This window comes from Shewanella sp. GutDb-MelDb (assembly GCF_002836075.1).
In the GTDB taxonomy this organism is placed as follows: Bacteria; Pseudomonadota; Gammaproteobacteria; order Enterobacterales; family Shewanellaceae; genus Shewanella.
This window is the reverse complement of sequence record NZ_PJBM01000141.1, coordinates 1-15,302: the sequence shown is the minus strand read 5'-3', so window position 1 is coordinate 15,302 and position 15,302 is coordinate 1. Positions and strand designations below refer to the sequence as shown.

Annotated in this window: 12 protein-coding genes and 1 pseudogene; 4 read left to right on the top strand and 9 right to left on the bottom strand. The window is 43.6% G+C overall.

Features of this window, described 5'->3' with window-relative positions; all coding sequences use genetic code 11:
• The 3 genes from CXF82_RS05855 to CXF82_RS05845 form a co-directional block, all read left to right on the top strand.
• Window positions 1-400, top strand: a 400-nt coding sequence (locus CXF82_RS05855) for a YbhB/YbcL family Raf kinase inhibitor-like protein (RefSeq protein WP_102043819.1), incomplete at its 5' end; no start/stop codon positions are given.
• A gap of 123 nt (window positions 401-523) precedes the next feature.
• Complete coding sequence (locus CXF82_RS05850) at window positions 524-1,333, top strand: AraC family transcriptional regulator (RefSeq protein ID WP_102043816.1); 810 nt, start codon at window positions 524-526, stop codon at window positions 1,331-1,333.
• A 269-nt stretch (window positions 1,334-1,602) separates the two neighbouring features.
• Window positions 1,603-1,944: a zinc ribbon domain-containing protein YjdM gene (locus CXF82_RS05845; protein ID WP_101090648.1), complete on the top strand. Its 342-nt coding sequence runs from the start codon at window positions 1,603-1,605 to the stop codon at window positions 1,942-1,944.
• A 539-nt stretch (window positions 1,945-2,483) separates the two neighbouring features.
• On the opposite strand, the gene CXF82_RS05840 is transcribed toward CXF82_RS05845, so the two are convergent.
• From CXF82_RS05840 to CXF82_RS05795, 9 genes are all read right to left on the bottom strand, one after another.
• Entirely contained in the window at window positions 2,484-3,062 is a 579-nt protein-coding gene (locus CXF82_RS05840; protein WP_101090649.1) for a HupE/UreJ family protein, read from the bottom strand.
• 662 nt (window positions 3,063-3,724) lie between these two features.
• Window positions 3,725-4,549, bottom strand: a complete 825-nt coding sequence (locus CXF82_RS05830) for a sterol desaturase family protein (RefSeq protein ID WP_257982739.1) — start codon at window positions 4,547-4,549, stop codon at window positions 3,725-3,727.
• Entirely contained in the window at window positions 4,542-5,198 is a 657-nt protein-coding gene (locus CXF82_RS05825) for a CDP-alcohol phosphatidyltransferase family protein (RefSeq protein ID WP_101090650.1), read from the bottom strand. Before CXF82_RS05825 ends, CXF82_RS05830 begins: the two co-directional genes overlap by 8 nt.
• 120 nt (window positions 5,199-5,318) lie before the next feature.
• Window positions 5,319-6,002 (bottom strand): ATP-binding cassette domain-containing protein, encoded by a 684-nt coding sequence (locus CXF82_RS05820; protein ID WP_102043815.1) that lies wholly within the window; start codon window positions 6,000-6,002, stop codon window positions 5,319-5,321.
• An 8-nt stretch (window positions 6,003-6,010) separates the two neighbouring features.
• Window positions 6,011-7,744 (bottom strand): ABC transporter permease, encoded by a 1,734-nt coding sequence (locus CXF82_RS05815; protein WP_102043814.1) that lies wholly within the window; start codon window positions 7,742-7,744, stop codon window positions 6,011-6,013.
• Window positions 7,714-9,033: an ABC transporter substrate-binding protein gene (locus CXF82_RS05810; protein WP_102043813.1), complete on the bottom strand. Its 1,320-nt coding sequence runs from the start codon at window positions 9,031-9,033 to the stop codon at window positions 7,714-7,716. Before CXF82_RS05810 ends, CXF82_RS05815 begins: the two co-directional genes overlap by 31 nt.
• A complete protein-coding gene (locus tag CXF82_RS05805; protein WP_102043817.1) occupies window positions 9,020-9,847 on the bottom strand; it encodes a DUF547 domain-containing protein in 828 nt (275 codons plus the stop codon). The genes CXF82_RS05810 and CXF82_RS05805 overlap by 14 nt, the downstream gene beginning before the upstream one ends.
• A gap of 55 nt (window positions 9,848-9,902) precedes the next feature.
• Entirely contained in the window at window positions 9,903-12,056 is a 2,154-nt protein-coding gene (locus CXF82_RS05800) for an FAD-dependent oxidoreductase (RefSeq protein WP_102043812.1), read from the bottom strand.
• Between the two features lie 11 nt (window positions 12,057-12,067).
• A complete protein-coding gene (locus CXF82_RS05795) occupies window positions 12,068-14,380 on the bottom strand; it encodes a TonB-dependent receptor (RefSeq protein ID WP_374702355.1) in 2,313 nt (770 codons plus the stop codon).
• A gap of 734 nt (window positions 14,381-15,114) precedes the next feature.
• Between CXF82_RS05795 and CXF82_RS05790 the strand changes: the two are divergent.
• A pseudogene (locus tag CXF82_RS05790) lies at window positions 15,115-15,302 on the top strand (hypothetical protein); the annotation flags it as partial.

Below are 15,302 nucleotides of genomic sequence, written 5' to 3'. Positions count from 1 at the left end.
CTGTAACGGAGGCAACGTCTCGCCACAATTATCTTGGAGTGGTGCCCCCAAGGAGACTAAGAGTTTTGCGATTACGGTGTTTGATCCTGACGCGCCTACAGGAAGTGGTTGGTGGCATTGGACGGTACTTAATCTGCCTGCAAGTACGTTATCACTGCCACAAGGGGCATCAGGTAATTTAAAAACCGGTTTAGAGACCAGAATTGATTACGGTAAACCTGGGTTTGGGGGAGCTTGTCCACCGAAAGGGGATGGAATGCATCGGTATCAGTTTACAGTATGGGCACTGCCTGAGGCTAAACTCGAATTACCCGCTGATATCTCTCCTGCTATTGTGGGCTTTACCCTCAACAAGATGGCGTTAGACAAAGCTGTACTCACTGCAACTTACGTTCGTTAATACCTGTTCATTATAATAGGGTAATTGCTGAGTTTATTACCCTATTATTTAGTCACTTCTCTTCATGCTGAATCCCGCATCAAGAGATCATTTGGATGTCATCTCCTTTAAAGAGGAAACTAAGTGCGCGGATTAGTTAAAGTTGATCGCTTCTTTGGCATAAAGTCGCAACCATTGCGTAATGTACCTGTGGTGGCTCCAAGCATTATAGCGGTTACTTCGGGAATAAAAACTCTGCTTTGGCAAGGTGACACTCTCACATTTAATCGGAGTAATTGGCTTCTCGCTTCTTCTAATGAAAAACTGACCTTTGTGAATGAGCCTTTTCAAAAACAATTTAATTCGGTTCAGATCTCGTTTCTTTCATCGCCATCAGAACATATTTTGCAACAATCTATAACTGCCGGAAAAGAGAAAGATTCTATGCTGGCTTCACCCTGTATTGAAGTCACTGATGGCTTGAACTTTGCTTTTTCGCAGCTGCTTAGTATGTCTGAACATCATTTGAGTCAATCAGTGCAGCAGCTCTATCTCGATGCTTTTTATCAACAGCTTAGCGAAGCTGGCGGCTTACCAAGTCTGTTCGGTCATCATCAACTCACATTACGAGATAAAGTGAGTCGTTACGTTGCAGCAGATCCCGCTAGAAATCATTCTATTGATAATGTCTGTGGGCATTTTGCGATGAGCCAAGCAACATTCATGCGGCATCTAAGTAAAGAACACACCTCTTTTAGAGTCATTTTGGCAGAAGTGAGAATGTTACATGCCATAGGGGTGATGCAATCGTCATACAGCCGTAATGGCGCTCAACTCTCTCAGCTAGAGTTAGCGATATGTTGTGGTTATCAATCTGAAACTCGTTTTAGTCAGCGATTTAAACATCAATTTGGAATTTCGCTTAAAGAGTATAAACAGACGCTTAATGAGTGATGCCGCTAAAGTGGTCCCGATAGAAATGATTCAAGATAAGGCTGAACAATATCTGCAAACAGGGTAAAAAACACAAAGTTCGATATCAATAATGAACATCTATAACTAAACATAAATAGCGGCTTGTTCACAAGACCCTATTTTCAATCTAGATGATATTCGAAATATTGATTATAATGTGTCTTTGAAAAGCGAGTTGTATTGATGGTTGTGTCAGTGATGACCTATCAAGTACGATTCAACAAATTATTTATTAAAGAGAAAATACCATGAGCGCTCTCCCACCATGCCCAAAATGTGAATCAGTCTATGTATACGAAGATGGTGCACAACTCGTTTGTCCAGAATGTGCTCATGAATGGAATCCTAACGAAACTATTGTTGATCCAGACGTTATTATCTTAAAAGACGCAGTAGGAAACTTATTAGCAGAAGAAGATAAAGTGACACTAATCAAAGACCTTAAAGTAAAAGGTTCATCGTTAGTGCTTAAGGTTGGCACTAAAGCGGTTATCAAACGCTTTGTGAATGGCGACCACGATATCGACTGCAAAGTAGATGGCCAAGGCTTTATGATGCTTAAATCTAAATTTGTTAAAAAGCAAAGCTAATCGAGCTCCAAAGCTGAAAGCGTGATAGTGATTTATAAGAACACCTGCCTTAGTGCAGGTGTTTTTTTATGGTTCGACAAATAAGCCAATCAGTTTTACAACCCTAGCTGCGTCATTCATATTAATACGCTTTAAATCACTTGCTAGAATTTGAGTAAGATAGCGGCTGTGTAGCGGGCATTAGACGTTAGCGTCTAATTAATTTTTACTATTTGGGCTTAGTTGACGATCTTTTATAGAGTCAGAGAATATGCATGCGTGTTTGTCATTCTCGGCTCTAGTAGCCTCGGTAGGATCTACCTCCCGAATTTGACCTCCATGGAGGGAATACTATATTTGTATGGAACAAAAATAGACCATGAAATTGTATATCGAAACTCACCTGTACATTATAAAGCAGGTTTTAAATCTGCACAGTATGAGCTTCTCAGAGGGCTACTGCTGCGTTGCATTACTTTAAAAGATAATATCGACAATACGTCTAAAAATTAAACGTTTAAGACAGGTTCTAATTGTTCATATATGTCATAAAGTAAATGTTAAACACCAATAAGAAGATAACCGCCGATAAGTGCAATAGCGCCTCCCGATGTCCGAATAAAGTGATGTTGCGGATCCCTATGCTGCATACCCATTCCTAATAATACCCCGACAATATGTATTGCTGCAGTACCGCAGATAAACCCTAGGGCATAGAGTGCCGGGTTAGCCAATTGTGGCATCTCAACACCATGAGCATGACCATGAAATATGGCAAATAGGGCAACAAATGCCATAACCAACAGCTGAGGTAGTTTTTTGTCTATTGCTAAAGCCAATCCTAACAATAGAACCGAGATAGCAATTCCGATCTCTACAAACGGAATAGGAATTGACAGCAAGCCAATAATACCGCCAATAAGCATAAATATGACGAATACAGTGGGGACGGTCCAGATTGCACGGCCACCAAGTTGGGTACTTAAAAGGCCCACCGACAACATGGCTAACATGTGATCAAATCCTAGAACGGGATGATTAAATCCGGCGAAAAACCCACCAGATGAATGGAGTTCATGGGCCTGCGCAGGCAGTGCTAAAAAGAGGGTGGCAAACACTAGAACAGATAAACGCATCACGGCAAAAATCCTATTTTTGATTAACTCACTCAGGAAGAGTAAGTCAAGATACACGGATTAATAATATGAGGGTTGATACATATCAAGCGTTTGATAAATGTAATAAAGATTGATTATAGGATCCATGTTGTTAGTCGTAATCATCACGCACTTGTATTGCTTGAGTTAGATGGATTTGCAACCTCAGGTTAACTTATTTGTAGCATGGACTCTTTTCAGAATGATATTGACCTGCCCAACGACCTTAAGCTCATTTACATGCCCGACTCCTTGCGTTGTACACTCGTGACAGTAAGAGCGTAGAGTTAACATCTGATGGGTCGAATGAAGCGTGAGCGCTAAGGGCAGTTTATCTTTTGAACTTCGTTTTTGTTCGACTCTTTTATCGTAAAAAATAATGGTGTTAGTACAAGGCTAAGCGAAAGCTCTCAATACTGCGAGTCATTCCGCTGATTTGATCGGCAAGCAGTTTTCCTGAACCACAAGCCATGGTCCAGCCAAGAGTGCCATGGATGGCCAAGGCTTTATGATGCTTAAATCACTCGCTAGAACCTACGCTTAGCCGAGTTATATCCCCAAATAACGATAGCAACGCCATTAATGTGATTAATTTAGACCTCTCTCAGGAATTTTGAATGTAAGACATATTATTGAAAAAATGGTTATTCCTTTTTGAATGGCTTTTGGGATAGAAATGGCATCCTTAATAATCCCCACAACTTGGCGTTATGTTTGGCATCCTGATATTCGCCGAGGCCAATGTCGATATCATTGTCTGCTTTACTGGCTTGGGCTGAATAGGTTCCAAATAACCTATCCCACCAAACGATACTAGAACCAAAGTTACTGTTGCTCTCGGATATGATTTGACTGTGATGAATGCGATGTAATATTTGGGTCACTAATATGGTGCGGGTGATCCGTTCGAGTGTTGGCGATAATCGAATGTTGGCGTGATTAAAGATGGCTAAACCGTTTAATAGAATTTCAAATAAAATAACTGCACTGGCTGGCACCCCTAGAATAATGACGGCCAACGCTTTAACACCGATACTGACAGTGATTTCAATCGGGTGAAATCGCAGCGCGGTAGTGCTATCGACATGCACATCGGCGTGGTGGACCTTATGCAATCGCCACAACAAGGGGATACGATGAAACAATCGGTGTTGCCAATAGATAAGCAGATCTAATAACAGTAGGCTTAATCCTATATTGGCCCAATTCGGCAGTCCGATATAGGGCAAGAATCCCCATTGCTGTTGGTGACCAAAGAGTGCAAGACCCGCTAATCCAATCGGTAATACTAACCTTGCCGCAACAGCTGAAATGACGAGTATTGCCACATTGCCGAATAAGCGAGTGCCTTGTTTCGGCGTTGTTGCTGTGTTGGGGAACTTCCTTGCCGGAAAGCAACGCTCTAGTAGTAACATTAACGCCAGCACTGTTAAAAATATTCCTAGTCGTATTGATGATGCATCATCCATTATCACATTTACCTTGTGAGGTTTGGTTAAGGGGCGTGTGGTTTTTTAACGTATGGTAGCCACCGTGAATACGAGTGAAGATAGTAATTGAGCCTAGCAAAGCAAAACTGTAAGCCAGCTCTGGAAAGTACTCTGGCCATAGACAGAATGCCAGAAAAAAGGCGATGGTTTCGGTGCCTTCAGTTAAGCCATTCAAAAAGTAAAAACTCTTATTGGCAAACTGGGGCCGCGGTAAATGGAGCTTCTCTGCTGGAATCGCAAATGCCAAAAAGCTTGAGCTTGTCCCCATAAATACACTTAATAATACCGCTGCGGGTAAGGCGTTTTCAATCGGGCTAGCGATGGCAAATCCTAACGGTACCGCTGCATAAAATAAAAAGTCGACACAAATGTCTAAAAAACCTCCCGCAGAGGTATTTTTGTTTTGATAACGAGCAAGAGCGCCATCGACTCCATCAAAAATTCGGTTAATTAAGATCACCACAAGCGCCGCATACCATTGCTGTAATGCCAACAATGGTAATGCAGTCATACCGATACCAAATCCCACTAAGGTGATCTGATCTGGGCTAATATTGCGCTTATCCAGCGGTTTGACTAACGGCCGTAATAACGTATTAATGATGGGCGTGACAAATCGATCTAGCATGGTGTAATCCTATTGTGGCGACGCCTGTTGCCGAGTTAGATGAGTAAGTGGCTATCAAAGTAAGGATCTAACTCAATTCAGCCACTTATATTGAGGAGCTTTTGCTATCGTTTAAAGCGCTTAAGTTAACGTGATTACTTTCCCTTTTGCAGCATTAGCATCGGTTTGATCATGGGTGACCATGACCACAGGTAATTGATGACGCTTAATGAGGTCAAACACCAGCTGCCGAGTTTCTTGGCGTAGTTGACTATCAAGTTTACTAAAAGGCTCATCGAGCAAAATGGCTTCAGGTTGACTCAATAACACCCGCAATAATGCCACTCGTGCTTGTTGCCCTCCTGATAAACTTTGCGTCTTACGCTGCTCCATACCCGCCAGTCCCACCTGTTCTAATGCTTGGCTGATCTGTTGGCGTCGTAGTGGAGCATCGCCTTTAGGCATGGCAAAGGCGATATTGCCCGCGACTGATAAATGCGGAAACAGCAATGGGTCTTGATAGAGTATACCGATATGGCGTAAATGGCTGGCAGTGCCTGTGATGTTGTGCCCATTTAAATGTAACTGACCTTGAGCACTGAATCCTTGTGGCAGCATGCCCGTTAACCAGTTTAATAACGTCGACTTACCGCTGCCTGATGGCCCCATAATCGTCAAAATATCACCGCCGTTAATGGTTTCATTAAGGGACAGTAAAGGGGTATTTTGACGTGTTAATACTAGCTGTTCAATGCGTAACGATCCTGGTACTGACCGGGATAAAGGCGCATTGTCGGCTGAAGAGTGTGTTGACTGTAATGGCATATTGGTCCCTATACGCGACGTCGAAAGAGAATATTGGGGATAAGCCAAGCCACTAAAAACGCGATGGCAGGCAAGAACATCTGCATTAAGGCATAAACGGCACTGACTCGGCGACTAGCACCATTGGCTAACGCAACAGCCTCGGTGGTAATGGTCTCTATTCTGCCACCACCAGCCAGCAAAGTGGGTAAGTATTGGCTAAAACTAATGGCTAAGCCCAGCGCGATGGCGATTAAAATAGGTGCCAATAGCATAGGTAATTTTATCTGCCAAAATATTTTAACCGGTGCCGCACCAAGGCTTGCTGCAACAGCTGCATAGCGAGGATCAACACGTCGATAACTGTTGGCAAGTGACAAAAAAACATAGGGTAATACAAACAATAGGTGCGCTAACACCACATTGATAAAAGCATGGTGGCTATTTACTTGTTCTTGTAGCCAAACTAAGCCGAATAAAAAGGTAATACTGGGGATCAGCAAGGGCAAGTAAATAATCACGCTGCTAATCGCTGACAGGTTTTTACCTCGTTGTTGTTCTGCCTCAAGCACAAATACGGTGATGATGATCGCAAGAGCAGTGCTACAGATGCCAATGAGCACAGTATTGATCAATGGTGCGTGCATTTGTACTAACGCTGATTGCCAATGCATGCCAACCCATTGCTGTGGTATTGCCATAGGATAAGGCCAAAAACCGGCCACCGACCACAATAACATGCCAAATAATGATAAGCCGATAACACTGAGTAAAAGCACCGTCAGTAGATGAGTAATTCGTTGCCATAACAAGTCGCGGTAGTCGCGGCGACCATTAATTAAACTATTGATGCTTAATCGTTTTACGAGACGTTCTAACAACCACCAAATCGTTAACAACGCCAAGGTAACCGATATTTGTAATAGCGCCCCTGCAGAGGCTTTAATGCGCAGACTTAAATCGACATCATTAAACCATTGCATAATGGCGACGGCTAAAGTGGGTGGGGTATTCGGGCCTAAAATTAATGGGATTTCAACGCTGGCACTGGCATAAGCCAATACGGCTAAAACCGGTAAGCGCAGATAAGGATAAAGGCTTGGTAACACGATTTTAAAAAATGCGGTCATTGGGCTGTAGCCGAGACTAAGTGCGACTCGATGCTGAGAGCGTAACGTATTGCCTATGTCTGGCTGGGCTAATACGCCAAGGGCAATTAACAACAAAAAAGGCAGTTCTTTAATGGTTAAGCCGATAATAATACTGATGCCCATGGCATCGTGCGGGTATAACCAGTCCGGTGGGCTCGTCCATCCACTAAGCCAGGGCGATACTAAACGCGACACCATGCCAGATGGTGCGATTAAGAAGCCGATAGCAATGGCCGCCGCAGCATGTGGAATAACTAAGAGAGGCCCTAATAAGCGTTGAATTCGTTTTAACCATGGGCTTGAAAAGTAACTGGCTAGGATCAATGTCGTCATTATAAATGCTAGTAACGTGCTGATTAAACTGGTGGTAAAACTGAGCATGACCATGCGACTCATGTCTGGCGTCGCCATTAATTGTTCAAACCCGTGCAACCCGAACTCAGTTAATCCTAATGCAGGGATCCAGCCAAAAGCGGGTAAAATCACCCCCAACAATCCTGCTAATACGGGCAGCACGATTAATGTCACCATGACAGATGGGCTAAAACTGACGACGCGGGTAAACAGGGTATTGGCAGCAATCATGGTTTCACCCCATAACGACTCAGCCATTGCTGAGCAATAATCTGGGTCCAGCTGGGATGAGGTTCGCTTAAGGCAGGACTCGCCACGTAATGCGCCATGCTGGTCGCAGCAGCGTCCGGTATCGTCTGCTTATTGTCTTGCTTGGCAGTTTGTGTGCTGAATAAAGTTTGTTGCGTTAAGGTCAGCAGTGAACGGTCTAATACCGTGCTATCACCCCACACCTCTATGTGTTGTTTCTTTGCTTGTGCTTCAGGGCTAAGCAGGAAATTAATCACTAATTTTGCACTGTCGATATGAGCTGCGTTATAGGGGATGGCTACAAAGTGAATGTTGCTTAAACTGCCATCTTGCATCTTATAACTGCGGGTACTGCTGGGAAGATCAAAGCGAGCGATTGCAGCTGGGATTTCGGCTGCTGAGAAGGTGAATGCGAGGTTCAATTCACCGTCGCCCACTAAGCGGCGTAGCGTCATACCGCTAGACACAAAGTGTTGACCTTTACGCCAGAGCGAAGGGTGTAACTCATCTAAAAACTGCCATAAAACAGGTAATAATAACGCTTCACTTTGAGGCGATGCGGGTTGATAAAGCCGTTCTTTTATTGCCGTCGGTTGAGCGTCATTCAACATTATTAACGCATATTTTAAAAAGCTCATGGCTAAAAAATCAGGTGGCTTAGGATAAGTAAACCGCCCTGGATGATCTTGGCTCCAGTCGAGTAACTGTAATAATGTTAAAGGTGGAACAGTGGTTGCGGTGCTATTGTAGTAAAAGGATAGTGAGGCTTGTCCCCACGGCGCTTCCATTCCTTGTGTTGGCACGCCAAAGTCGCGTGTCATTGCTGGGTTATGCTCAGGGTTGGTTAAGCTAAAATTGGGTAGCTGGCTAACCCAATTTGGGGTTAGTAATTGATGCTGTGCCATTGATGCAAAATTCTCACCGTTAATCCACACCATATCGACCTGACCATTATGATGATTTCCCGCTGATCTCTCAGACAATACACGGCTGACGGCTTCGCTGGTGTTGGTTAATTTTACTTGGTGTAAGTTAATGGAATATCGTTGTTTGACCTGCTCTGCAACCCATAGGATATACATATTAATTTGTGGGTCGCCACCCCAAGCATGAAAATAAACATCTTGGTTTCTACCGCGAGATTCAATCTCTGACCATATTTTATCGGGGGAGGTCGAGGCATGACTTACGCTTGGCCATAAGCTCGTTGACAAACAGACGAAAAGTACCCTTGCCGCCAAATGATAGTGGGCGGTTTTAAGGTGAAGTGACAGGCTAAGTCGTTTACTGATTGTCATTTAGCGCCCAATCATAATCTAAAAATTCAATCTGCATTTCTTGCTGGGTCAGCGCAGATTGTTGCGCTGGGGTAAGTTCGAGTACATCGATATATAACAGTAAGAAAGCCGCGACAGAATGGCTGTTATTAAACCCCATAGTAAAATCTTCGTCGTACCATTTAAAAATGGATGACAGATATAAAGTGCCATCTTTGAAATAGTTGCGGCGGGTGTCGGCAACAAAGCGCTCGGTTTGAGCTGCTAATTGTTGTTCGAGCTTAGCACCCGTGTAAGCTTCTTCACGCAGCGCGGGGCAGCCTATACTGGCGCAATTGACAGCAAAGTGAATGCGCGGATCATTATAACGGCCACTACCCCTAATTAATTTATGCTCAATGTCATTTAAACTGCGAGTTTCGCCCAATAATGGAATAAACGATTTATCCCAAGGTGAGCGAAAAAAACTGCCTAACGCTTTAATGGAATCGATATCAGGATAGGTGGTTAGAATAAACTCAACTGTCCATGCATTATAGGCATTGATTAGAAAGGCCAATTGCTGCGTTGTGTCCCAGCCATCAAATGTTGTTTGGGTGATTAGACTTAATTGATTGAGGTAGCCCTTTAATATGCTTCTGTCTTGTAGCATGGCGCGGTAGTCGACTGCGCTGCTGTGACCTTGATTAATTGGCTGTACATTCCGAATGAGTAATTGTTGCCAATCATCATGTAAATGTGGTGCAGATGGAGCATCTGCCGCCATCGCAATGTGACTGAGCACAATGCTGACAGCCAACAGCAAACCTTGAACATATCGGGTTAAGATCTTCATTATTCTGGGTTCTCGCTCAGCATTTTTACTCTGGACTCTCACTTTGCAATTTGATTCAGCCGCGACGCCAGCCATGGTATTTTTCTAACCAACGTAGCACAGTCGCAGGGGCATGATTACGTTTCCATTCACCAGCCGCGTATTTGTTACCTTCAGCCCACGTCGGATAACTGTGTATGGTGCCCAGGATTTTATTCAAGCCTAAGCCATGTTTCATTGCTAACACAAACTCGGCAATTAAATCCCCAGCATGTTCAGAGACGACGGTGACTCCTAAAATGTTGTCTTTCCCTTTAGGCGTAATAACTTTAATGAAACCGTCAGTTGCACTGTCAGTGATGGCGCGGTCAAGCTCTGCAAAATCAAAACGAGTGACTTCGTAATCAATGCCTTGCCGTATTGCTTCCTCTTCATTAATACCGACTCGCGCCACCTCGGGGTCGATAAACGTGGTCCATGGGATCACGCGGTAATCGACTTTAAACTTTTTGAAATGACCAAATAATGCATTCACCGCAGCGTACCAACCTTGATGCGCTGCCACGTGAGTAAATTGATATGGCCCAACAATATCGCCAGCGGCATAAATATTGGGATACAAGGTTTCTAAATATTCATTGGTCACAATAGTGCGGTTAGTTTCAATGCCGAGTTCTTCTAAACCATAACCGCTTAAGCGCGCACTGCGGCCTACGGCACACAGCAGTTGATCGTATTCAATAGCAACTTCTTGCTGTTGGTGCTTAACAATGAGCAATTTTTTACCATCACGTAATTCGCAGCGCAGCGCTTGATGTGAGGTTAATATGTTCACGCCGCTTTTTTGCAATGCATGTGTCGCAAACTCAGACACTTCAACATCTTCTTTGATCATGATGCGTTCTGCCATTTCGATTTGGGTTACTTGCGACCCTAAACGAGCAAAACATTGTGCTAATTCTGCACCAATAGGCCCACCGCCCAGCACCACGAGTTTTTCTGGGGCTGTATCTAGCTTAGAAAACTCGCTCCACAAGGTGTCACTGGTGACATAACCGGTGGTTTCTATGCCGGGCAATGGCGGTACAAAAGGGCGTGCGCCAGTGGCAATCACAATACTGCGAGCGGTTAATTTATTGCTGCTTCCATCGGGGAAGGTTATCTCAACTGTCCAAGGGTCGACTAATTTGGCGTAACCTTTTAGCACTTCGACACCTAAATTGGTGTAGCGCTCTACGCTGTCGTGGGGAGCAATATCAGCGATGACTTGCTGTACTCTTGCCATTACGTGTTTAAACGAAAAGCTCGGCTCTGTGCTGTTCAAACCATAATGATGAGCATGTCTTATTTGCTGGGCAACTTTGGCACTTTTAATAATGGCCTTACTGGGGACACAACCGTAGTTTAAGCAATCACCGCCCATTTCGCCGGCTTCAATCAAGGTCACTTTAGCTTTTACTGCCGCGGCAATATAACTGGTAACCAAACCACCAGCCCCCGCGCCGATAACAATCATGTTGCGATCAAACTTAGCGGGTTTATTCCAATTGCGATAAACGCGGCGTTTTTTAATTATGTTAACAATCATTTTGGCTATAAGCGGGAATAATCCTAATAGTGCAAAGGAGACTATGAGCTTGAAAGATAAAATATCCGATAGACTATCAATCTGCGCTAACTGAGTGCCAGCGTTAACATAAACAAAGGTGCCGGCAAACATGCCTAACTGGCTAACCCAATAAAAAGTCCAAGACTTAAATGCAGTTACACCCATTAATAAATTGATTAAAAAGAACGGGAAAATAGGCACTAAACGTAATGTAAATAAGTAAAACCCGCCCTCTTTTTGGATACCAGCATCAATAGCGGCTAAGCGTTCAGGAAAGCGTTGCTTAATGGAATCGCGCAGTAAATAACGCGATACTAAAAAGGCCGATAATGCCCCAATACTTGACGCAAATGATGCAATTATTAAGCCTTCGACAACGCCAAATAATGCGCCAGAGGCAAGCGTTAATATTGCAGCTCCCGGCAGTGATAATGCCGTTATCATCACGTACAGCAGGAAGAATCCACCGATGACCACCACTGGAGACTGCTCGCGCCATTGGCTGAATTCATTCATCGACGCTTTTAAGCCATCTAAGGTCAGTAATTGATGTAAATCATAGTGAAAGAATAAACCCATTAAAGAGGCGACAATTAATAACAACACGATTTTCTTAGACATAAACTAAAACCTTAAAATGAATACTGTAAAGTGACGGTTGCGTTGACCGGGAGCTCCGGAAATACCAAGGTGGAACCGAAGTAACCGCCTTCAAATACCGGACGCCAATTCTTTTGATTGGTCACGTTGTTGATGTCGAGTCGTAATCTCGCCCGCTCGGAAAAGTCATAACTGGTATTGATGTTTAGTGTGTACTGGTCTCGAATATAAACGGTGGCTAAATAATCTAATGGGTAACTCATGGTATATAGACCGGAGAAACCCGCTTGCCATTTCTCAGTGATATCTACTCCGCCGTTTAAAGAGGTGGTTTGTTCAGGAATACCTTGTACACGGCGGTTTGTGGGGGCGAAAGACGCAAAGTTTGGCGCACCAACCCCGGTTCCTTCAATAATATCTGGACGAGAGTTATCAAAGGCATCGGCGACTTGAGCGCTATCTTGGCTGCTGGCTGAGTCATCAAAGCGAGCATCTAAATAACTGTAACCCGCGCTAAGCCAAAAGGGTGATGCATCATAAAATGCTTGTAACTCCAGTCCCTTGGTACGAATGCCGGTATTACTGCCATCACGATTACGCAGGCTGCGCTTTTGATCAAATATGGCGGCATCGGCATACCAAGCATTGTCAGTCGGTGCGTACTTAATGCCGATTTCTGTAAAGGTGTTTTCAGTGGCAAAGTTTTGTAGGCTAATAGTGTTATTAGCGCCCAGGGTATTGCCGCCCGCCATGCTGTTAGACGTTGACTCGTTATAACTGGCACTCGCATAAGCGGTAAAATCTTGACTGACACGGTAGCTTAAACTGATCTGTGCAGAATTGAGCATTTCATTAATCGAATCACTGGCGACAATTTGTCCTACTGGAGCAATGGGGTCGCGAGCTTTTACATCATAAAAATCTGCACGATAGCCGACGCTGGTAAAAAAAGTGTCAGTCCATTGGCTATTATGCTGAATAGCCAGTCCGGTTTGCCAACTGGTAGAGTCGGTGGTGTCAGATAATGAAAAGTCGCCACTACCATTGGCGTTGATATCGTATTGCGCGCCGGGTGACACAAATACGCCTGGGCGGAGTTCCACTAACCTTGCTTGCTGTTGTGCTGTTAACGGAATACGACGGTTACCAATGGGCCCAGTTAAATCAATGGGTAAATCTGCTTCAGTGGTAAATTGACTGTAGCCGAGTACCTTGTTGTAACGCACATCGACAGCCGTAATGGTGGATTGGGTATCATTCCATTGGTATGCCAATTCAAGCCGATTTTGCGCCGTATCGGCGCCATCAATAATTTCAACAAAACTGTTTTGGGCAATTTCTTCACGAGTTAGATGCTGATAATAAGTGATATTTTTTAATGTGGCTTTTTCGCTTAATTCAAGAGTATAGATACTGTGAAGTAAGAAGGTGCTGGCACCATTTGTGTTGTCCGGATCGGTTAATACGCGGTTGCGATCTATTTCAACCAATCCGGTCGGAGATACAATAGCATTGGCGCCAGGAATGCTGCTGCCATTAGGTTGTATGCCTTGACCGGTAATATATAACCCGCTGTCGATTAAGGCTTGGGTGGGGCGGTTAATTCCTGCGTTGTCAGTAAACTCGACATCATAGTACTCAGCATTAATATCCCAACTGCTGTTTTGGTTAACTAATAATCGAAATGCCAAAAATACACTGTCACTTTTAAACGCGGAGTAATCGTAGTAACTGCCATTATCAATATGTTCAGCACTGATCCTAAAACCACTCTCGTTTTCAACAATATCGCTACCGAAGTCAATTTGGGCACGATAATGATCCCAGCTGCCTGCGGATACATTTAGTTTGCCAAATTTTTCATTGGTCGGCGCAACCTTAGAGTTCAAATTAACAAAACCGCCGTTGCGTTGGCTGGTGCCTAACAACACAGGAGGCGGCCCTTTAATCACATCGATTTGCTCAATAGCGTTAAAGGACAGTGGCACTCCAAAACCATTGTTACCCGCTTGTCGGCGAATACCGTCTTGATACAGTTCACCTAATTGGCCACGGATCGTCGGTAAGCTTGAAGCACCAAAACCGCTAGCTGAATAACTATTAGGGCTGACTTTTTGAATATCTTGTAAGTCAGTCATATTGAGCTGTTGCATCATTTCGCTAGTGATAGGCGTAACAGCACGGGCGATATCTTTAAGCTCTATTTCATCGCCAAATGGTCCGTCTATAGTGGCATTTTTAGGTGATACCCCCTTTTCATTTATAGTCTCACCTAATACCTGGATCACTTCGATAGTTTTTGCTGGTGGCTCTGCCGCGAAGCTTAAATTTGAATAAAGCACCATGCTGATGACAACGGCAATCAATGAGCGAGCAGGGAAGTCACTAACGGCGGGCATAATATTTCCTGTGGTGATGAACATAACTTAATAGTACGGGCTATCAGAAAATAACTTTCATCAAGGATATACCTATTTAGTTGGTCGTATATCGAATATATATAACTAGGGGCTGTTGATCTTTCACGGTTGTTTTTGCCGCCGTTTATTGGCTGTTTTCCCACCCGCCAACATTATTACTATTTTGTGGGTGGCTTATCCATATCGTTCAGATAAGCCATTTATTTCTAACCCCATCAACAATAGACGTCATTACTTTTACTCCCAGCGTGACGGCTTATACTTAAGGTTGATTAATCTTAACGGTTGAAGCTAGCGATATATTGAGCTCAAATAGGCCACTGTTACTGTTATTTTGCACCGTTTATCGAGGTTAATAGCTTGCCAATAAAACTGTCTATTGATCATTAAGTGAGGTGTTACTCATTTTCGACAGAACCTATTAGTGCCTTGAGTCACAATGGTAGCGTTTTTGAGATGGCAAAGGTTGTCTTTTTGTTAAGTTTGTAATGCATTATGGTTTACCATGTTTTAATTAAGGTTTATTTAATATAAACGAGGTTTTTTAGCGTTAAGTTACTTTCATTTAACTATGTCTTCTTGTTATTCTCCTGCGACAGATGAGCTCTGAATGCTTTGCATTCACAAAATTAACCGTATTAGTAGGCTGGACACTCTCTTTGAAATTAGCTTCTTACCAACGACTGATTGCAAAGTTACCCTCAGCGGTAAAGCTTTCTTATGCCGGTAAGACAAACCTATCCCTGTTTTTAGGGGGGGTATTTCTGCTATTTTTATCTGATGGTCTATCCGTTTCTACTGGCGGCTATGTTGATGTAAGTGAACTAATCGCCCTGAGTGATGGTTT

Bases quoted from the DNA above. Each gene is read 5' to 3' on its own strand.
- CXF82_RS05845 (WP_101090648.1), top strand. From the start codon at position 1,603: ATGAGCGCTCTCCCACCATGCCCAAAATGTGAATCAGTCTATGTATAC.
- CXF82_RS05830 (WP_257982739.1), bottom strand. From the start codon at position 4,549: ATGGATGATGCATCATCAATACGACTAGGAATATTTTTAACAGTGCTG.
- CXF82_RS05825 (WP_101090650.1), bottom strand. From the start codon at position 5,198: ATGCTAGATCGATTTGTCACGCCCATCATTAATACGTTATTACGGCCG.
- CXF82_RS05820 (WP_102043815.1), bottom strand. From the start codon at position 6,002: ATGCCATTACAGTCAACACACTCTTCAGCCGACAATGCGCCTTTATCC.
- CXF82_RS05815 (WP_102043814.1), bottom strand. From the start codon at position 7,744: ATGGCTGAGTCGTTATGGGGTGAAACCATGATTGCTGCCAATACCCTG.
- CXF82_RS05810 (WP_102043813.1), bottom strand. From the start codon at position 9,033: ATGACAATCAGTAAACGACTTAGCCTGTCACTTCACCTTAAAACCGCC.
- CXF82_RS05805 (WP_102043817.1), bottom strand. From the start codon at position 9,847: ATGAAGATCTTAACCCGATATGTTCAAGGTTTGCTGTTGGCTGTCAGC.
- CXF82_RS05800 (WP_102043812.1), bottom strand. From the start codon at position 12,056: ATGTCTAAGAAAATCGTGTTGTTATTAATTGTCGCCTCTTTAATGGGT.
- CXF82_RS05795 (WP_374702355.1), bottom strand. From the start codon at position 14,380: ATGGTGCTTTATTCAAATTTAAGCTTCGCGGCAGAGCCACCAGCAAAA.